Origin of the sequence: Streptomyces sp. NPDC020917 (assembly GCF_044333795.1) — a bacterium.
Classification (GTDB): domain Bacteria; phylum Actinomycetota; class Actinomycetes; order Streptomycetales; family Streptomycetaceae; genus Actinacidiphila.
The window spans coordinates 302,803-321,961 of sequence record NZ_JBIRRR010000006.1 but is presented as its reverse complement, the minus strand read 5'-3'; the positions used below and the strand labels follow the sequence as shown (position 1 = coordinate 321,961).

The 19,159-nt window shown below is 71.8% G+C and carries 13 protein-coding genes; 11 read left to right on the top strand and 2 right to left on the bottom strand.

The window, feature by feature from the left end; translation table 11 throughout:
• The first annotated feature begins 17 nt into the window (after nt 1–17).
• The 3 genes from ACH4TG_RS16060 to manD are packed head-to-tail and all read left to right on the top strand — an operon-like array spanning nt 18 to nt 4,288.
• On the top strand, nt 18–1,661 hold the full coding sequence (locus ACH4TG_RS16060; protein ID WP_398242892.1) for a hypothetical protein: 1,644 nt from the start codon (nt 18–20) through the stop codon (nt 1,659–1,661).
• A gap of 11 nt (nt 1,662–1,672) precedes the next feature.
• Nucleotides 1,673–3,043 carry a mannitol dehydrogenase family protein gene (locus tag ACH4TG_RS16055; RefSeq protein WP_398242891.1) on the top strand — a complete coding sequence of 457 codons (1,371 nt, stop codon included), beginning with the start codon at nt 1,673–1,675 and terminating at the stop codon, nt 3,041–3,043.
• Nucleotides 3,044–3,058: 15 nt separating this feature from the next.
• Entirely contained in the window at nt 3,059–4,288 is a 1,230-nt protein-coding gene (manD, locus tag ACH4TG_RS16050) for a D-mannonate dehydratase ManD (RefSeq protein ID WP_398242890.1), read from the top strand.
• Between the two features lie 50 nt (nt 4,289–4,338).
• Here the strand turns inward: manD and ACH4TG_RS16045 are convergent, their stop codons facing one another.
• The gene (locus ACH4TG_RS16045; protein WP_398242889.1) at nt 4,339–4,935 is read right to left on the bottom strand and encodes a PadR family transcriptional regulator; all 597 of its coding nucleotides are present in this window, start codon (nt 4,933–4,935) and stop codon (nt 4,339–4,341) included.
• 58 nt (nt 4,936–4,993) lie between these two features.
• Here ACH4TG_RS16045 and ACH4TG_RS16040 point away from each other — a divergent pair, with 58 nt between their 5' ends.
• The 8 genes from ACH4TG_RS16040 (at nt 4,994) to ACH4TG_RS16005 (ending at nt 17,517) form a co-directional block, all read left to right on the top strand.
• On the top strand, nt 4,994–5,701 hold the full coding sequence (locus ACH4TG_RS16040; RefSeq protein WP_398242888.1) for an ABC transporter ATP-binding protein: 708 nt from the start codon (nt 4,994–4,996) through the stop codon (nt 5,699–5,701).
• A complete protein-coding gene (locus ACH4TG_RS16035) occupies nt 5,698–8,523 on the top strand; it encodes an FtsX-like permease family protein (protein ID WP_398242887.1) in 2,826 nt (941 codons plus the stop codon). The genes ACH4TG_RS16040 and ACH4TG_RS16035 overlap by 4 nt, the downstream gene beginning before the upstream one ends.
• Before the next feature lie 128 nt (nt 8,524–8,651).
• On the top strand, nt 8,652–8,915 hold the full coding sequence (locus tag ACH4TG_RS16030; RefSeq protein ID WP_398242886.1) for a DUF6193 family natural product biosynthesis protein: 264 nt from the start codon (nt 8,652–8,654) through the stop codon (nt 8,913–8,915).
• A 316-nt stretch (nt 8,916–9,231) separates the two neighbouring features.
• On the top strand, nt 9,232–12,474 hold the full coding sequence (locus ACH4TG_RS16025; RefSeq protein WP_398242885.1) for a family 78 glycoside hydrolase catalytic domain: 3,243 nt from the start codon (nt 9,232–9,234) through the stop codon (nt 12,472–12,474).
• Nucleotides 12,475–12,706: 232 nt separating this feature from the next.
• Complete coding sequence (locus tag ACH4TG_RS16020) at nt 12,707–13,546, top strand: SDR family oxidoreductase (protein ID WP_398242884.1); 840 nt, start codon at nt 12,707–12,709, stop codon at nt 13,544–13,546.
• Nucleotides 13,547–13,552: 6 nt separating this feature from the next.
• Entirely contained in the window at nt 13,553–14,893 is a 1,341-nt protein-coding gene (locus ACH4TG_RS16015) for an NAD(P)/FAD-dependent oxidoreductase (RefSeq protein WP_398242883.1), read from the top strand.
• 81 nt (nt 14,894–14,974) lie between these two features.
• The gene (locus tag ACH4TG_RS16010; RefSeq protein WP_398242882.1) at nt 14,975–16,477 is read left to right on the top strand and encodes a cytochrome ubiquinol oxidase subunit I; all 1,503 of its coding nucleotides are present in this window, start codon (nt 14,975–14,977) and stop codon (nt 16,475–16,477) included.
• Nucleotides 16,474–17,517 carry a cytochrome d ubiquinol oxidase subunit II gene (locus tag ACH4TG_RS16005; protein WP_398242881.1) on the top strand — a complete coding sequence of 348 codons (1,044 nt, stop codon included), beginning with the start codon at nt 16,474–16,476 and terminating at the stop codon, nt 17,515–17,517. The genes ACH4TG_RS16010 and ACH4TG_RS16005 overlap by 4 nt, the downstream gene beginning before the upstream one ends.
• 39 nt (nt 17,518–17,556) lie before the next feature.
• Here ACH4TG_RS16005 and ACH4TG_RS16000 read toward each other — a convergent pair whose 3' ends face one another.
• The gene (locus tag ACH4TG_RS16000) at nt 17,557–19,137 is read right to left on the bottom strand and encodes a GMC oxidoreductase (RefSeq protein ID WP_398242880.1); all 1,581 of its coding nucleotides are present in this window, start codon (nt 19,135–19,137) and stop codon (nt 17,557–17,559) included.
• Between the last annotated feature and the right edge of the window lie 22 nt (nt 19,138–19,159).

The following is a 19,159-nucleotide window of genomic DNA, read 5'->3' as shown; positions in this document are numbered from 1 at the left end:
AGAAGAGGAGCACCGTCATGCGAAGAAGCAGAAAACCCTGGGCAGTGGCCCTGTCCCTGCTGTGCGCGGGCGCCGCCTGGCTGGCGCCGGCCGGCTCCGCACACGCCGCCGGGACCCCCATGATCTCCATCGACTCCCCGGCCGACCACGCCACGATCGACGGGCACACCCTGACGGTCAGCGGCCGGTACGCCGAGACCGGCGACCTGAAGCTGGTCGTCGACGCGCAGCGGACCGTGCCCGTCACCACCGACGCCGCCGCCGGCACCTGGTCGGCGACGGTCGACGTCGGAGACCAGGACGGGACCATCGGCCTCGCCGTCTACGGCAAGAACCTCCAGACCCTGTACTCGAAGTGGTCCAACCTCGTCTCGGTGGACGTCGACAACCCGGCCGCCGCGAAGCCTGCGGTCCGGATCGTCTCGCCCGCGATGTCCGACCGGCTCACCGGCGCCACCGTGCCGGTCGTCGTCGAGGCGACGTCGAAGAGCGGGCTGCGCGGCGTCGAGGTGCGGGCCAACGGCCGCGCCTGGCGGACGGCCCATCCGGTCCCCGGCTCCCCGAACCGCTACCTGGTACGGCTCGACCTGCGCGCCCTGTCCCCGGGCTTCGCCGGCCTGGAGGCCCGTGCCACCGACCGGCGCGGGCACGTCGGCACCTCCACCACCACCTACGTCTCGCTCGGGGGAGCGAAGCCCGCCCCGCGCAGGACCTACGACCAGAACCGCGCCATGTGGGTCTGGGAGCAGAACTCCTACCCGGTGGTGTTCGACACCGCCGCACGCGACCGGCTCGGCCGGATGATGGACGACACCACCACCTTCCCCGGCTCCGAACCCGTCCGGACCCTGTACCTCGGCGTCGCCGCCTCCCAGGGCAAGGACATGCTGCGTGACTCCCGCACCCAGGTGGCGTCGTTCGTGCGCTGGGCGCGCGGCCGCGGCTACCACGTGCAGGCGGTCGTCGCCGGGGGCACCACCCCGCCGAACCTGGGCGCGCTGCCCCAGTACCAGCACTACGCGATCAGCGAGTTCGAGAAGGTCCTCGACTACAACCTGGCCGTCCCGGCGGACGCCCGCTTCGACGGCGTGAACGTCGACATCGAGCCGTACAGCCTCGCCCCGTGGAGCGACGCGAGCAGCAACCTCCAGGTCGTCTACCTCGACCTGCTGGAGCAGCTCGTCCGGCTGCGGGACGCCTCCGGCGAGCCGCTGCTGTTCGGCCCCGCCGTCCCCAGCTGGTTCGACACGTCCACGCCCTGCTGCACCGCCGTCACCTGGCACGGCAGGACCGCCCCCCTGAGCGACCATGTGCAGGACCTCAGCGACTACGTTTCCCTGATGGACTACGTGGACCACGCCGACAACGGCGGGATCATCGCGCGCGCGGCCCACGAGGTCGCCTACGCCCGGCAGATCGACAAGCCGGAGTCCGTGGTGATCGGCGTGGAGACCAAGGACCTGACCGGCGGCGGCGATCCGCCGAGCGTCACCTTCTGGGAGGAGGGCCGCACCTACATGGAGGCCGAACTCGCCAAGGTCCAGGCGGCCTACGCCCCGGACGAGACCTACTTCGCCGGCATCGCCATGCACCACTACGGGAACCTGCTCATCTTCCCGTCCGTGCAGGGCGGTGGCGGGGTCACCTACCCCCAGGGATAGCAGCGCGCTCCATGCGAACACTCAACAGATCGACGGCCGGGGCCCGTTCGCGGGCCCCGGTGCGGATCGTCCATCTCGGACTCGGCGCGTTCCACCGCGCCCACCAGGCCTGGTACACCCACCGGGCCGACCAGGAGAACGCCTGGGGCATCGCGGCGTTCACCGGCCGCAGGCCCGACGCGGCGCATCTCCTGGCCGCCCAGGACGGCCTCTACTCGGTGACCGAACGCGCCGACCGCGGCGATGGCGTCGAGCTGGTCGGATCCATCGTCGCCGCCCACGACGGTGCCGACCAGCCGCGGCTGCGCGAGCTCGGCGGGGGAGCGGGGGTCGCCGCGGTGACGCTGACCGTCACCGAGGCCGGCTACCGGCTCACCGCCCAGGGGGAGTTGGACCTTGCCGCGGCGGAGGTCCAGCGCGACCTGCGGGAGCTGCGCCGCGGCGGGGACGGCCCGCTGCTCACCGCTCCGGCCCGGCTGGTCGACCTGCTGGCCGCACGCCGGCGCGCCGGGGCCGGGGGCGTCGCGATCGTCTCCTGCGACAACCTGCCCGGCAACGGCGCGGCCACCCGGCGCGTCGTCCTCGGCCTCGCCGCCGAGGTGGACGGGTCGCTGGCCGACTGGGTGGACGCGCACGTCGGATTCGTCAGCACGTCCGTCGACCGCATCACGCCCCGCACCACGGCCGCCGACATCGGGCTGGCATCCGCGCGGCTCGGGCTGCGGGACGGCGCTGCGGTGGTCGCCGAGCCGTTCCACAGCTGGGTGCTCAGCGGCCGCTTCCCGGCCGGCCGGCCGCCGTGGGAACGGGCCGGCGCGCTCTTCGTCGACGACGTGGAGCCGTACGAGCGGCGGAAGTTGTGGCTGCTGAACGGGGCGCACTCGATGCTCGCCTACACCGGGCCCGTCCGCGGCCACGGCACGGTGGCGGACGCGATCCGCGACCCCGCCTGCCGGCGCGAGGTCGAGGAGTACTGGGACGGCGCCGAACGCCATCTGACCGAAGAGAGCCTCGGTGTCCCCGCGTACCGGGAGCAGCTGCTGGCCCGGTTCCGCAACCCCCGTATCGCCCACCACCTCGCCCAGATCGCCATGGACGGCAGCGTGAAACTGCGCGCCCGCATCCTGCCCGTCGTCCGGGCCGAGCAGGCGGCCGGCCGCGACGCCGTACCCGCCCTGCGCTGCGTGGCGGCCTGGGCCGACCACGTCCTCGCGGCCGCCGACCCCGCGGCACTGCCGGACACCGCCGCTCCCGAGCTGGCCCGCGCCTGCGCGCGGCCGGGCGGCACCCGGCGTCTCGCGGCGCTGCTGTCGGTGATCACCCCCGCCTGGGGAGAGGACCCCGCGGTCGTGGCCTCCGTCCAGCAGCTCCGCCGATCCTGAAACCGAGAAGGAGACATGCAGATAACCTCGGCCGACGTCATCGTCACCAGCCCCAACCGCAACTTCGTCACCCTCAAGATCACCACCGACGAGGGCGTCACCGGCCTCGGCGACGCCACGCTCAACGGCCGGGAACTGGCCGTCGCCGCCTATCTGCAGGAGCATGTGGCCCCGCTGCTGACCGGCCGCGACCCGCACCGCGTCGAGGACACCTGGCAGTTCCTCTACCGCGGGGCCTACTGGCGGCGCGGCCCGGTCACCATGGCGGCGATCGCGGCCGTCGACATGGCGCTGTGGGACATCAAGGGGAAAGCCGCGGGCCTGCCGGTCTACCAGCTCCTCGGCGGCGCGTGCCGCAGGGGCCTGATGACGTACGGCCACGCCTCCGGACGGGATCTGCCGGAGCTGTTCGACTCGGTGCGCCGCCATGTGGAGGAGGGCCACCAGGCCGTCCGCATCCAGAGCTCCGTCCCCGGCATCGAGAAGCTGTACGGGGTGGCCGCCCAGCCCCAGGCCAGCGGCGAGCGCTACGACCACGAGCCGGCCGGGCGGGGGAGCAGGCCGGCGGAGGAGGACTGGGACACCCGCGCGTACCTGCGCCATCTGCCCACTGTCTTCGAGGCCGTGCGCAACGAGTTCGGCCCCGAGCTGCCGCTGCTGCACGACGGCCATCACCGGATGACCCCGATCCAGGCCGCGAAGCTGGGCAAGTCGCTTGAGCCGTACGACCTGTTCTGGCTGGAGGACAGCACGCCGGCCGAGCACCAGGAGGCGTTCCGGCTGATCCGCCACCACACCACCACCCCGCTGGCGGTAGGCGAGGTCTTCAACCACGCCGCCGACTTCCACCAGTTGCTCGGCGAGCGGCTCATCGACTACGTCCGCGCGTCCGCGACCCACTTCGGCGGCATCACCCCGCTGCGCAAGATCATGGACACCGCGGCGGAGTACCAGATCAAGTCGGGGTTCCACGGCCCGACCGACATCTCCCCGGTCGGCCTGGCCGCGCAGGCGCACCTGGGGCTCGCCCTGCACAACTTCGGCATCCAGGAGTACATGGGCCACAGCGCGGCGACGAACACCGTGTTCCGGCAGTCGCTGACGTTCGGGAACGGCCTGCTGCATCCCGGCGACACCCCGGGGCTCGGCGTCGAGCTGGACGAGGAGGCGGCGGCCGCCCATCCCTACCAGCAGGCGTATCTGCCGTACAACAGGCTTGCCGACGGCACGATGCATGACTGGTGAGGGCGGGCCCTCCCGCCGCAGGGGCTGTTTCCGGTGCCGGACGGCGGCCGTCAGCCGTGCCTCCGCCGGTCGTTCACCGGATCGTCGGCTGCCGCGGTCCCGCCGGTGACCGTCTCGCCGGCGGCCGCGGCGAGGGGGGCGAGGCGGCCCGGAGCGGACTCGACGAGTTCGAGGTCGGCCTTGGTGTGCGCGATCGCCGCGTCGATGAGGAGCGAGACCAGCGGGTCGTCGGTGTGGGTGCGGCGGAGCCGGGTGAGGCCGCCGATCTCGGACAGATAGGTGCCGCGCTGGGCCTCGACGAGCGCGGCGAGCGCCTCGGGGCCCAGTGACGCGGCGCCGAACAGCTTCAGGAAGAGCTCGTCGCGGTAGCCGCCGGTGCGCACCCAGGCACTGGTGGCCCAGTCGTGGAGTTCGGCCCGCCCGGACGCGGTCAGGGTGTACCGGTTCTTGTCCGGCCGGTCGCTCTGCGAGACCTGGGAGCGGGTGATGTACCCGTCGCGGACCAGCCGTTCCAGGATCTGGTACAGGTGGCCGATGTTGAGGCCCCCCCACTGCGGGCCCACCGCCTGCTCGAAACGGGCCTTGAGCTCGTAGCCGTGGTCCGGGCTCTCACTCAGCAGAGCGAGCACCGCGTGGTGCAGTGGCATGTACACCCCTCCTAAGTTGTGACAATGTAGCGCTGTATTGCGGCAATGTACGAGGGGGATGCTCGACGTGCGCGTGACGCTGCGGGAAGTGACCCGGCGCTACCCGGGGCTGACGGCCCTGGACGCCGTCGACCTGACGGTCGGGGACGGGACGTCCGTGGCCCTCACCGGGGCGTCGGGGGCCGGGAAGTCGACGATCCTGCACCTGGCCGGCGGGATGGACCGCCCCGACGAGGGCGCGGTGGAGATCGACGGCGAGGAGCTGACCGCCCGCCGGCTCGACGCCCACCGGCGCCGGACCGGGTTCGTCTTCCAGCGCTTCCACCTGCTGCCCGCCCTGACCGCGCTCGACAACGTGCTCGCGCCGGTACTGCCGCGCCGGGTGGACTTCGACCGCCGCGAGCGCGGCACGGAGATGCTCGCCGCCGTCGGACTCGCCGACCGCGCACAGGCCCTGCCGTCCGAACTGTCCGGGGGCCAGCGGCAACGGGTCGCGATCGCACGGGCGTTGGTGAGCCGGCCGGCGCTCCTGCTGGCGGACGAGCCGACCGGCAACCTGGACAGCGCGACCGGCCGCGGCATCGTCGACCTGCTGATGAACCTGCGCGAGCAGTTCGGCATGACCATGCTGCTGGCCACGCACGACGCCGAAGTGGCGGCCTCCTGCGACCGGATCGTCCGCCTCCAGGACGGCCGGATCGTCGCCGACGACGCCGTCGCACCGGCCGCGGACGCCCTCGACCGGCTCGGCGGTTACCGGCCGTGACCCTCCAGCACTCCCGGCCCGGCCTGCTGGGCATGATCGTCTCCCAGCTGCGCCGGCGCCGCTCGCGCGCCCTGGCGCTCGGCGCCGGCACCCTCGTGGCCGCCACCAGCTTCACGCTGCTGACCACGGCAGTGAGCACCAGCCAGGCCCGCACCGTCGGCGTCGTCCAGCACAACGTCCGCTCCGCCTACGACGTCCTGGTGCGTCCGAAGGGCACCGAGACGCAGCTGGAGCAGAGTCGGGACCTGGTCCAGGCGAACTTCCTGTCCGGCATCTACGGCGGCATCAGCCTCGGCCAGTACCAGGCGATCAAGAAGATGGCCGGCGTGCAGGTCGCCGCGCCCGTGGCCAACGTCGGCTCCGTCATGGTGGAGAGCCACGTCCGCCTCGACGTCTCCAAGTACCTGAAGGCGGGCACCGAAGCGCAGGCGCTGCGGGTCAGGACCACGATCTCCACCGGCACGCAAGCCGTGCCCGGCTCCGACGCCTACCTGTACTTCTCGCGCACCCCGATCGGCACCGTCGACCACGTGGACGACCTGCCCTTCCCCGGGCTCCAGGCGCAGAAGGCCGGGAAGTCCACCTACTACGTCTGCTGGTACTACAACTCCGACAAGTCGGAGCTCCTCATCAACGGCGACGGCAGCCCGCTGAAGCCGCTGGACCTGCCCGAGGACCTCCGCGAGTGGTCGCCGTTCAACCCCGACATCAACGCCACCCTGACCTGCCGGAGCGGATCCGAGACGGGATACGTGGACGTGCCGGTCAGCTACCCGGTGCTGCTCGCCGCGATCGACCCGGACCAGGAGAACCGGCTGGTCGGCCTGGACCGCGCGGCGGTGACCGGGCGCGCCCTCCGCGAGGACGACAAGCCCGTCTGGAAGACCCCGCATGACGTGTCCTACTACTACGACGTCCCTGCGGTCCTCAGCAGCCGCGCACTGACCGCCGGCCGGGTGGACGGCACCGTCGAGCAGCTCGACGTGGGCGATCCCGCCGCATTGGCGAAGAACCTCGGCGGCGTCCACGCGCACACCTTCCTCAACGGCCTGCACGGCACGCCCGTCGGCAGCGTCACCGCGAACCTGGACGACGGCTTCCCGGCACAGGGGAGCCTCAAGGCGCGTGTCGACACCGACGAGTACTGGACGACCGGCCCGGTGCGGTACGGCTCCTCGGGCGGCGTGCTCCACCCGGTGCTGAAACCGCCGCAGTCGAAGGAGCTGTGGCGGACCCGGTCGGAACAGCAGTTCATCCCGGCCGTCCCCGAGGAGAACAAGGGCACCCAGTTCCGCACGGTCACCCCGCACCCCGGCGCGGTCTGCGTCGGCCTGCGCGACATCTGCGTCGAGCAGGACTTCGGCCGGCTTCCGCCGCCCCTGCTGGACGTGGTCGGCCGGTACGATCCGGACCGGCTGCCGGGGTTCTCGGCCCTGACCGCCGTCCCGATGGAGACCTACCGGCCGCCGTCGGTCGTCGGGGCCGACGATGCGACCCGCAAGGCCCTGCACGACGCCCCGCTCCGGCCGGACCGGAACCTGGGCGCCTACCTCAGTGCACCGCCGACGCTGCTCACCAGCCTCGACTCGCTGACCGTGGTCACCAAGAGCCGCCACACCCCGGACCTTCAGGACACGGCACCGATCAGCGCCATCAGGATCAGGGTCGCCGGCGTCACCGGCGTGGACGCCGTCTCGCGCGCCCGCGTCAGCGCCGTGGCCGGCGAGATCAGCCGCGCCTACCCGGGCCTCCAGGTCGACCTCACCGTCGGCAGCTCGCCGGCCCCGCAGAAGGTCGCGCTGCCGGGCGGGCTGACGGTCCGCGAGGAGTGGACCGCCAAAGGCGTGGCCCTGCGCATCCTCAAGGCCGTCGACCGCAAGAGCGAGATCCTCTTCGTCCTGGTCCTCGTGGTGTGCGGGCTGTTCCTGTCACAGGCGGCGCTGGCGTCGGTGCGCTCCCGGCGCACGGAGATCGGCACGCTGCGCTGCCTGGGGTGGAGCGGCGGCGAGGTGATGCGGCTGGTCGTCGGTGAACTGGCCGTGATCGGCGCGGTGTCCGGTGCGGTGGGCACCGGCCTCGCCTACGGCCTCGGTGCCGGGCTGGGGATGGCCCACGCCGGAGCGCGCGCGGTGCTCGTGCTGCCGGTCGCCTTGCTGCTGACCGTGGCGGCGGGGCTGCTGCCGGCCTGGAAGGCCACCCGCCTGGGCCCGCTGGACGCGGTCAACCCGCCGGTCAGCGCGACCCGCCGGGCCGCCGCGGTGCGCTCGGTCCGGGGCCTGGCGTGGTGCAACCTGCTGCGCACGCCGGGCCGCACCGCGCTCGGCGCGGCCGGAATCGCCCTGGGTGTCGCCGCGTTCACCGTGCTGCTCGCCCTGACCCTCGGCTTCCGCGGCCAGGTCGCGGGCTCGCTGCTGGGCAGCGCCGTCGTCGCGCACGCGCGTTCGGCCGACTACATCTCCGTGGCACTGTCCCTGCTGCTGGGCGCGGCCGGCGCGGTCGACGTGCTGGTGCTGTCGCAGCGCGAGCGGGCGGCGGATCTGGCGGTGCTGCGCGCCACCGGGTGGAGCGACCGCGAACTGGCCCGGCTGTCCCTCTGCGAGGGCGCGCTGCTCGCCCTCATGGGCGGCCTCGCCGGAGCGGCCGTGGGCCTGGCCACCGTGCTGCCCCTGGGCGCCGGCATGCTCGCCGGCCGGCTGCCCGCCCTCACCGGCGCGGCGCTGCTGGCCACCGCCGCGGGCGTCGTCCTGGTGTGCGCCGCGCTCACCCTCCCGATCCGGGCCATGTCGCGCATCACCCCCGCCCACGCGCTCGCCGAGGACTGACCCTCCCTCCGGGGGAGCAGCGCCCGCCCGCCGGGGCACCGGACTTGAGTCCGTCCGGGACTGGTAGGCGGGCCCCCGGCGGCGATCCTGGCGTTGACAGACTCCCGACAGGCCCCGAAGGTCGGAGGATGGCGATCGAGGGCGCCGGCGGCGAGCGCGATCAGGATTGGCTGGCGACGCTGAACGCCTGGGGGCCGCCGCACCTGGGCGGTGACTGGGCGCGCCCGGCGATGTGGCGGTTGCTGCAACTGGCCGTGGAGGAGCCGGTGCTGCGGGCCTTGTTCCCGTGGACGAGCATGAACGTGCTGCATGTGTCGGTGACGGGCGACTTCCGCGACTACTCCGGCGAGCCGTTCCCCGCGATCGCCGCATCGACCACGGATTCCTCGTGATGGCGCACCCGTGGGGACGGGAGCACGTGGTGCTGGACACCCCGGATCCGGCGGCCGCGCTGGCGTGCATGCTGCGCCTGATGGCCGGTGAGGAGCCGCCACCTCCATAGGGCAGGGCCGGGAACCGCGTGCCTGGAGGCTGACCCATTGCAAGGGGGGCGGGGCCCGCGGATGGGCTGGTGACGGCGTCTTGTTTCCTTTGCGCGGCCTGTGGTTGAGTGGTGTACCGAGAGGTTGAAACGATTCAACAGGCAGGGCGGGCGGGGGAGCCGCGCGGCGCGCGGCGCCGGATCCCGTGCCGTCCATGGAGGCAAGTGTGAGAAAGCGCGGATTGGCTGTCGGGCTGATGCTGTCGCTCGTGGCGGCCGTGTCAGGAGTGGGCGCCTCGCCCGGTGCGGCGGCCGTGGCCGTACCGGACCCCGGGCCGGGCGCGGCGGCGAACGGGAACGCCCCGCGGGTGAGCGGGCTCGAAGTCGAGCACCAGGTCCAGCCGTTGGGCGTCGACGTCACCCGGCCCCGGCTGAGCTGGGAGGTGACCCCGGGCCCCGGCGCCGCCGGCCACCCCGCCGTCGAACAGGCCGCCTACCAGGTCGAGGTGTCGACGTCCCCCGGCGGCAAGGGAGTTGTGTGGGACAGCGGGCGGGTCCGCTCCTCCCGGTCCTTCGACGTGACCTACGGCGGCAGCGCCCTCGCCTCGCGGACGGGCTACTACTGGCACGTCCGCGTCTGGGACGGCTCCGGGAACGCCTCGGCGTGGAGCGGCGAAGCACGGTTCGAGACGTCCTTCGTCGACCCCGCGGACTTCCAGGGCACGTGGATCGGCGCCCACGCGAACGCGCCCGTGCTGCGGCTCGACGACGCGAACTGGATCTGGTACCCGGAGGGCAATCCCTCCGACTCGGCTCCCGCCGGGACCCGTTACCTGCGCCGCAGCTTCGACCTGCCCGCCGGAGCGCAGATCGCCACGGCGGAGATGCAGCTCACCGCCGACGACAGCTTCACGCTGTACGTCAACGGCACCGAGGCCGCCGGCTCCCCGCGCGTCGCGGACTCCTGGCGGACGGCGAGCGTCGTCGACATCGCGCCTTACCTCCACGCGGGCACCAACGTGCTGGCGGTGGAGGCGACCAACACCAACCAGGGGCCGGCGGGCGTGCTCGGCAGCCTCCACTTCACCGGCACGGGAGCGCCCGCCGACCTCGTCACCGACAGCAGCTGGAAAGCCTCCGACACGGCGGCTGACGGATGGCAGCAGCCCGGGTACGACGACGCGGCGTGGCCGAAGGCCCTGGAGGCCGCCCGCTACGGCGCGGGCCCCTGGGGCAGGTCCGTGTCGGCTCCGCCGGCGCCCGAGACGCTGCTGCGCGACGACTTCACCGCCCGCAAGCCCATCGCCTCCGCGCGGGCCCACATCGCGGGCCTGGGCTACAACAAGCTGTACCTGAACGGCCGGCGCATCGGCGACCGGGAGCTCGAACCCGGATTCACCGTCTACGACAAGACCGTCCTGTACTCGACGTACGACGTCACCTCCGCGCTGCGCACCGGCGGCAACGCCATCGGCGTCAGCCTGGGGCGCGGCTACTACGCGATGACGAACCCGGACGAGTGGAAGGCGTCGTCCTGGTGGGGCGAGCCCAAGCTCAAGCTGGAGCTCGACATCACCTACACCGACGGCACGCACCAGCAAGTGGTCAGCGACAGCGGGTGGAAGGTGTCGGACGGGCCCACGACCTCGCAGTCGCTGTGGTTCGGGGAGAGCTACGACGCCCGCGCTGAGCAGCCCGGCTGGAACGACACCGGCTTCGACGACAGCGCCTGGCACCCCGCGCTGACGGTCGACGGCCCCCAGGGCACGCTGCGTTCGGAGAGCTTCCCGCCCATCAAGGTGACCGGCCACCTGCAGGCCGCGCACGTCACCACTCCGGCCGCCGGCACGCACGTCTACGACTACGGCAGCCCCACCGCCGGCTGGGCGCGCATCGGCGTCCAGGGCCCCGCGGGAGCGACGGTCACCGTCACCTACGGCGAGAAGCTGCGCGCCGACGGCACCGTCGACAACACCGGCGCCTTCGGGCTCGGCCTGCAGACCTACACCTACACCCTCAGGGGCGGCGGCGTGGAGTCCTACCAGCCGAGCTACAGCTACGCCGGCTTCCGCTACGCCCAGGTCGTCGTCCCCCAGGGGGTCACCCTCCAGTCGGTCGACGGGATGCGGGTCCACACGGCGGTCACGTCCACCGGCGGGTTCACCAGCTCCAGCGACCTGCTGAACCGCTACCAGGACGCGCAGGCCGACACGATCCTCAACAACCTGCACTCGGTCCCGACCGACACACCCATGTACGAGAAGCGGCCCTACACGGCCGACGGCTTCCTGTACGCGGACTCGGCGATCGCCAACTTCGACATGCAGAACTTCTACGAGAGCTGGGTCCGCTCGCACCGCGACGACCAGAACGCCGACGGGTCGATCGGCCCCACCGTGCCCACCACCGAGTCGGGCAAGCAGGTCAAGGACCCCGTCTGGTCGGCCAGTTACATCCTCGGCACCTGGGACCTGTACTGGTACTACGGCGACACCGCGGCGGTCGCCGACAACTACGACGGCATGAAGGCCTGGATGTCGTACTACGAGCACGACATCGCCGGCACCGGCGGCATCTACACCGGCTTCAGCTACGGCGACTGGCTCTCCCCGGAAGGCGCCAACGCACCGGAGGGCACCCGGCTGACGGGCACCGCCTACCTCTACCTCACCGCGACCCGGCTCGCGACGATGGCGAAGGCGCTGGGCCACGGCACCGACGCACAGCACTTCGACGCCTTCGCCGCCCAGGTCAAGGACACCTTCAACGCCACCTTCTACGACAGCGCCAAGGGCGCCTACTTCGACGACAAGGCCGCGGGCTACCGGCAGACGTCGAACCTGCTCCCGCTGAGCTTCGGCCTGGTGCCGCCGGAGCACCGCCAGGCCGTGACCGACAACCTCGTCGCGGACATCCACGCCCGCGGCGACCACCTGGACACCGGGGCGCTCGGCACCAAGGTTCTCCTGCCGGTCCTCACCGACTCCGGGCACGCCGACCTGGCCTACAAGGTGGCCACCAACCCGACCTATCCCGGTTGGGGTTACTGGTTCGAGGGCCTGGACGCCACGACCATGTGGGAGGAGTGGAACGCCAACTCGCGCTCGCACGACCACGCCTTCCTCGGCACGGTGGACGACTGGCTGTACCAGGACGTCGCGGGCATCGAGGCCGCGGCGCCCGGCTACACGAAGGTGACCATCAGCCCCCACACCGTCGGGGGCCTCACCCATGCCTCCGCCCACGTCACGTCACCCCTCGGCCGGATCGCCTCGTCGTGGACCCGGAACCCGGGGCTGCTCACCCTGAGCGTCGACATCCCGGTGGGGTCCACCGCCGACGTCCTCGTCCCGGTCAGCGGTGCGCAGAAGGTCCACGCCCCCGCAGGCGCGACATCCGGCCAACGCGCGGACGGCTACGCCCACTTCACCGTCGGCGCGGGCAGCCACGTGTTCCGCGTCACCGGCTAGCCGCGCGAACGGCGGCGGTTCCGGCCGTCGCCGGTGCAGGGCCGGGTTCACCCGCGGGTGAACCCGGCCTGTAGGCCACTCCGGTCGAAGCGGGCCCCGAACGGGCGCGCCCTTCCGGGCCTCCTCGGAGCCGGGTGCTTGGGTCTGAGCACTGGAAGGTGACGGCTTCTGCGCATGGTCCTGGCCTGCTGCCCGGACGATGCGCCGGTGGGCACGGTCGAGGAGGAATCTGGTGGCAGGAAAGGCCGAGGAGAGCCGGGGGCCGCTGAGCGCGCGGCTTCTGCACGGGCAGAAGGCCCTGGTGACCGGGGCGAACTCGGGTATCGGCATGGCGACCGCGGTCGCCCTGGGCCGTGCCGGGGCCGACGTCGTCGTCAACTACGTCGCCGGGGCGGACGAGGCCGACAAGGTCGTGGAGCAGATCAAGGGCTTCGGGGTCCGCGCCTACGCCCACGAGGCCGACGTGTCCCAGGAGGACCAGGTCGTCGAGATGGTCGCCCGGATGGTGAAGGAGTTCGGCACCATCGACATCATGGTGCCCAACGCCGGCCTCCAGCGGGACTCCTCGCTCGTGGACATGACCCTCGCCCAGTGGCAGAAGGTCATCGACGTCAACCTCACCGGGCAGTTCCTGTGCGCGCGCGAGGCCGCCAAGGAGTTCATGCGCCGCGGTGTCGTCCCCGAGGTGTCCCGGTCGGCCGGGAAGATCGTCTGCATGAGCTCCGTCCACCAGATCATCCCGTGGTCGGGCCACGTGAACTACGCCTCCTCCAAGGGAGGCATCCTCATGATGATGCAGACCCTGGCCCAGGAACTCGCGCCGCACCACATCCGGGTGAACGCGGTCGCCCCGGGCGCCATCCGCACCCCCATCAACAAGTCCGCCTGGGACACGCCCGACGCTGAGGCCGACCTGCTCAAGCTCATCCCGTACCGCCGGGTCGGAGACCCCGAGGACATCGCCGAGGCCGTCGTCGCGATGGCATCTGACCTGCTCGACTACGTCGTGGGCACGACCTTGTACGTCGACGGCGGCATGACGCTCTTCCCCGGCTTCGCCACCGGCGGCTGAGCGTCCGTGGAGGACCACATCACGCCCCGCCGGGTGGTGATCATCGGCGGCGGTTTCGCGGGACTGTTCGCTGCCCGGGCGCTGCGCCGTGCACCGGTCGCGGTGACGCTGGTCGACCGCCGGGCCCACCACCTCTTCCAGCCGCTGCTCTACCAGTGCGCGGCCGGGATCCTGTCCGAGGGCCAGATCGCGCAGCCGTTGCGCGCGGTCCTGCGCCGCCACCCGAACGTGCGCTGCCTGCTGGCCGACGCCACCGGCGTGGACGTGGAAGAGCGCCTCGTCCACGTGCGGCGGCCGGAGGGCGGCAGCCTCGCCGTCCCCTACGACGATCTGATCGTCGCGGTCGGCATGCGCCAGTCCTACTTCGGGCACGACGAGTTCGCCGTGAACGCCCCGGGCATGAAGACCCTCGGCGACGCCCTGGAGATCCGCCGCCGGATCTACCGCGCCTTCGAGATGGCCGAGTCGGCCACCGATCCGGAGGAGCGACGCCAGTGGCTCACCTTCGCCCTGGTCGGCGGCGGGCCGACCGGTGTGGAACTCGCCGGGCAGATCAGGGAGATCGCCGGCCACACCCTCGACCGCGAGTTCCGCACGATCGACCCCCTCCAGGCCCGGGTGCTGCTCTTCGAGGGGTCCGACAAGGTCCTCGGGACCTTCGGTGAACCGCTGGCCGGACGCGCGGCGCGCACCCTGCGGCATCTGGGGGTGGATCTCCATCTGGGGACGATGGTCACCGACCTCGACGCGAACGGCCTCACCGTCAAGGACAGGGACGGCGCCACCACCCGGTACGCCGCACGCACCGTGCTGTGGACGGCGGGGGTCGAGGCGCCGCCCATCGCCGCCGCGGTGGCACGGGCCGCCGGCGCGGCCCAGGACCGTGCCGGGCGTATCGCGGTCGAACCCGACCTGACCCTCGCCGGGCATCCGGAGATCCGCGTGGTGGGCGACGTGATGGGGCTCCGCCACCTGCCCGGTCTGGCGGAGGTCGCGATGCAGTCGGGTGCCTATGCCGGGCGGGCCGTGCGCCATTCCGTGGAGGGCAGGACGAAGAAGCCGAAGCCCTTCAAGTATCTGGACCTGGGCAGCGCCGCCTACATCTCCCGCGGCCGGGCCGTCGTCAAGGCCGGCCCGGTGCATCTGTCGGGCGTGCCCGGCTGGCTGGCGTGGCTCTTCATCCACATCGCCTTCCTGACCGGGTTCCGCAGCAGGCTGGGCGCGGTGCTGAGCTGGTCCGTCGTCTTCGCGTCCGGCGCACGGCGCGAGCGGGCCTTCACCCTGCCCGACCGCGACCCCGCGCCCGATCGGCCCCACGGAGCAACAGCGGTGTCGCACCGGCACTGATCCGGCCGGGACATCCCGAATCCGGCACCCTCCTGTCCCTCCTGTCCCCGCCCGCGGCGGGGGAAGACCACCGAGGCACGCATGCTCAGCACAGCAGCCCAACTGGCCGGCAGCACACCGCCCCAGCTCCTGCCCTCCCGCGAGCTGATGGCCTTCACCCTGGCCTCGCACATCCTGCTCGTCCCCTTCGGGGTGGCGCTGCCCTTCATCACCCTGGTGATGCACTACCGGGGCCTGCGCCGAGGCGACCCGGTGGCCCTGAAGCTCGCCCGGCGCTGGTCGGCGGTCATGGCGGTGCAGTTCGCGATCGGCATCGTCACCGGCACCGTGCTGTCCTTCGAGTTCGGCCTGCTGTGGCCGGGGATGATGGGGCGCTGGGGCGACGTGTTCGGTCTCGGTTTCGGCGTGGAGGCATGGGCCTTCTTCCTCGAAGCCATCATGATCGCCGTCTACCTCTACGGATGGCGCCGCCTGAAGCCGTGGACGCACTTCTGGCTGGCCGTGCCGCTGCCCCTGGCCGCCCTGATGGGGGCCTTCGGCATCATCGCCGCCAACTCGTGGATGAACACCCCGCAGGGGTTCACCCTCGACTCCCACGGCAATCCGGTGAACGTCGACGTGCAGAAGGCCGTCTTCACCCCGATCTTCGGCCCCGAGTACTGGCACTTCGTCGTCGCGATGTTCCTCACCGCCAGCTACGTGGTCGCCGGCGTGTACGCGGTCGGCTGGCTGCGCGGCCGCCGCGACCGCTACCACAAGCTCGGATTCACCGTCCCGTTCACCGTCGCCGCGATCCTCTCGCCGCTCCAGTTCTTCCTCGGGGACTCCGCCGCCCGCTCGGTGTTCCACAAGCAGCCCGTCAAGTTCGCGGCCATGGAGATCGTCTGGAAGACCGACACCCATGTGCCCGAGTACGTCTTCGGCCGGCTGAACGCCGACGGCAGCATCGCCGGCGGCATCAGGATCCCCCAACTCGACTCGATCCTGGCCGGGTTCAGACCCAGCACCAAGGTGGTCGGACTGACCTCCGTGCCGGCCGCGGACCGCCCCACGCCGACCGAGGCGACGATCGTGCACTTCGCCTTCGACATCATGGCCACCATCGGGAGCCTGCTGATCCTGCTGGCCCTGTGGTACGCGTGGATCTGGTGGCGGCACCGGGACCTGCCCCTCAACCGCTGGTTCTTCCGCACCGCCGCGATCGCCGGCGTGGCCTGCCTGGTCACGGTCGAGTGCGGCTGGGTCACCACGGAGGTCGGCCGCCAGCCCTGGATCGTCTACAACAACATGCGGGTGTCCGAGGCCGTCACGCACACGCAGGCCGCGGGGATCTGGACCATGCTCGGCGTCGTCATCGTCATGTACGTCGCCGTCTTCTGGTCCTTCCTCGCGGTCGTGCTGAAGATGCGCACCCGCTGGCGGGTCGCCGACGAGACGGCGGCGGGAGCACCTGCCGGCGTCGATCCGGAGGTGGACACCCCCTACGGTCCCAGGAGCGAAGCCGAGCCCGCCGCGGTGGGGGCAGGGAACGGCGCAGACGCCGGACCGGGTTCGTCGGAAGGGAACGCGGGTGGTGCCCGATGATGGCCGACACCATCGCCTGGGTCCTCGTCGTGGTGATCGCCGCCTACGCCTGCGGCGGAGGCACCGACTACGGCGCCGGCTTCTGGGACCTGGTGGCGGGCGGCGCCGACCGGGGCAAGCGGCCGCGCTGGCTGATCGACCACGCCATGGCACCCGTGTGGGAGGTCAACAACGTCTGGCTGATCTTCGTCCTCGTCCTGATGTGGACCGGCTTCCCGACGATGTTCGAGGCCGTGTTCACCGCCCTGTGGCTGCCGTTGGTCCTCGCGGCCGTCGGGACGGTGCTGCGCGGCGCGGGCTTCGCCCTGCGCAAGCCGACCCGGCGGCTGGCCCGGCGGCGGATCTACGGCGCCGTGTTCGCGATCGCCTCGCTCGTCACGCCGTACTTCCTCGGCTCGGTCCTCGGTGGCGTCGCCTCGGGCAGGGTGGCGGTGGGCACGCCCGCCTCCGCGCACGTGTGGAGCAACCCGACGTCGATCCTCGCGGGGCTGATGGCCATCGCGGCCACCGCCTTCCTCGGCGCGGTCTTCCTCAGCGCCGACGCCCGCAGGTTCGGCGCGGACGACCTCGTCGACTACTTCCGCCTGCGGGCCGTCATCGCCTTCTGCGCTGTGGTGGTCCTGGCCGCCATCGCCCTGCCGGTCACCCACCACGACGCCCGCTACGTCTGGCACGGCCTCACCCGGGGGCTCGGCCTGACCTTCGTGGCACTGTCCGGGTTCATGGGCGTGCTCACGGTGTTCCTGCTGATGGTCCGCGCACACCGCTGGACGCGTTACACGTCCGTGGCCACGGTCGCCCTCGCCATCCTGGCCTGGGGCCTCGCCCAGCGCCCCTACCTGCTGCCGACCACTTTGACGGTGGCGCAGGGCGCCGGTGCCCCGCACACCCTTCGCTGGCTCGGGCTGGTCGCGCTCATCGCGGTTGTCCTGGTGGGACCGGCGCTGTTCCTGGTCTACCGGCTCGACATGAAGGGCAGGCTGGAGGAACTGACCGACACCGACACAGGAGGCGCGGGCCTCCCCGGGGACAACGCGTGACCGGGAGCCGGAACGAACCGCCGTGCGGCCGTGGGCCGTTCAGCCCAGCCGGTCGATCAGGTGGTCACCGACCCGCAGCGCGTTGGCGATCGCGGTCAGCGACGGGTTGACCGCGCCGATGCTGGGGAAGAACGACGTGTCCACGACGTACAGGTTGTCGACGTCGTGCGCCTTGCAGTTGACGTCCAGGGCCGAACTGGCCGGGTCCGTGCCGAACCGCACGGTGCCGGCCTGGTGGGCGGTGGCGCCGATCGGCATCCCCTTGTGCAGGTAGATGCTGTGGTCCAGCAGGTGGTGCTCACGCATGCCCAAGTGCCCCAGCATCCCCTGCAGTTTGTGCCGGAGCTTCTTGACGCCCGCGATGTTGTTCTTCTCGTCGAGGGCCAGGTGGATGCCGTCGTCCCCGTCGAGGGTGACGCGGCTCCCGGGCAGCGGCAGGTCCTCCCCGCACAGCCAGAAGTCCACGGCGTGGTGGGCGAGTACCTCGAACGGCATGTCCGGGGAGACCGCGCCGGCCCAGCGGGGCGCCTCGCCGTGGATCTGCTCGGCGTCCGACTTGCCGAGCATCTGGATGCCGCCGAGTGGGTACTCCCAGTCGTCCGCCCCCAGGTACCAGTCGTGCAGGGCGAGGGTCTTCTGGAACCTCGTCGGGTTCGGCTCCTCGGACACGGCCATCAGGGCCAGGTTGTTGTGCCGCATGTAGTGGCGTCCCACGACGTCCGAGCTGTTGGCAAGCCCGGCCGGGTGCCGGTCGTTCGCCGAACGTAGCAGCAGCACCGCGGAGTTCACCGCACCGCAGGCCACGACCACGATGTCCGCGCTGAACGTCCCGGTCGTGCCGTCCGCGAGGTCGGCGACCACGCCGGTGACGGTGCGGCCCGAATCGTCGGTCTCCAGCCGGCGGACGTCGGCGTCGGTGACCATCGTGACGTTGGGATGTTCGAGCGCCGGGTCGACGCAGATCACCTGCGCGTCGGACTTCGCGCCCAGCAGGCACGGGAACCCGTCGACCCGGTCGCAGCGGATGCAGGCGCTGGTGCGGGTGGCCTCGCCGTTGTCGTCCTGGGTCAGGTTCACGCCGATCGGCAGGTGGAACGGGTGCAGGCCCTGCTTCTCCAAGTCGTCGCTGAGCTGCTGGATCCGCGGCGCGTGCTCCACCGGAGGGTGCGCGTACTGGCCGCTGACCGGGCCCTCGGTGAGATCCTCGCCGTGCCGGCCGTGCACGAGGTAGAGCCGCTCGGCCTGCGTGTAGTAGGGCTCCAGGTCGTCGTAGCCGATCGGCCAGGCCGGGGACATCCCGTCGTGGTGGCGGATCTCCCCGAAGTCCTCCGGGCGCAGCCGGAACAGCGCGGCACCGTAGAACTTGGTGTTGCCGCCGACGTAGTAGTTGACCTCCGGCGGGAAGCTGTTGCCGTGTTTGTCGTACCAGAATTCAGGAGCCCGGTACTTGCCCTGGACGAACACCGCGGTGGAGTCCCAGTTGTCGCGCTCCCTGGGCAGATAGCCGCCGCGCTCCAGGATCAGGATCCGTTTGCCGCTGGGCGCCAGCCGGTGTGCGAGCGTGCCGCCGCCCGCTCCGGTGCCGATGACGATGACGTCGTAGTGCTGATCGCCGGCCATGAGAGCCCCGTTCTGGGAGTCG

Coding starts and splice junctions, on each gene's coding strand:
- ACH4TG_RS16060 (WP_398242892.1), top strand. CDS start 18: ATGCGAAGAAGCAGAAAACCCTGGGCAGTGGCCCTGTCCCTGCTGTGC.
- ACH4TG_RS16055 (WP_398242891.1), top strand. CDS start 1,673: ATGCGAACACTCAACAGATCGACGGCCGGGGCCCGTTCGCGGGCCCCG.
- manD (WP_398242890.1), top strand. CDS start 3,059: ATGCAGATAACCTCGGCCGACGTCATCGTCACCAGCCCCAACCGCAAC.
- ACH4TG_RS16045 (WP_398242889.1), bottom strand. CDS start 4,935: ATGCCACTGCACCACGCGGTGCTCGCTCTGCTGAGTGAGAGCCCGGAC.
- ACH4TG_RS16040 (WP_398242888.1), top strand. CDS start 4,994: ATGCTCGACGTGCGCGTGACGCTGCGGGAAGTGACCCGGCGCTACCCG.
- ACH4TG_RS16030 (WP_398242886.1), top strand. CDS start 8,652: ATGGCGATCGAGGGCGCCGGCGGCGAGCGCGATCAGGATTGGCTGGCG.
- ACH4TG_RS16010 (WP_398242882.1), top strand. CDS start 14,975: ATGCTCAGCACAGCAGCCCAACTGGCCGGCAGCACACCGCCCCAGCTC.
- ACH4TG_RS16005 (WP_398242881.1), top strand. CDS start 16,474: ATGATGGCCGACACCATCGCCTGGGTCCTCGTCGTGGTGATCGCCGCC.
- ACH4TG_RS16000 (WP_398242880.1), bottom strand. CDS start 19,137: ATGGCCGGCGATCAGCACTACGACGTCATCGTCATCGGCACCGGAGCG.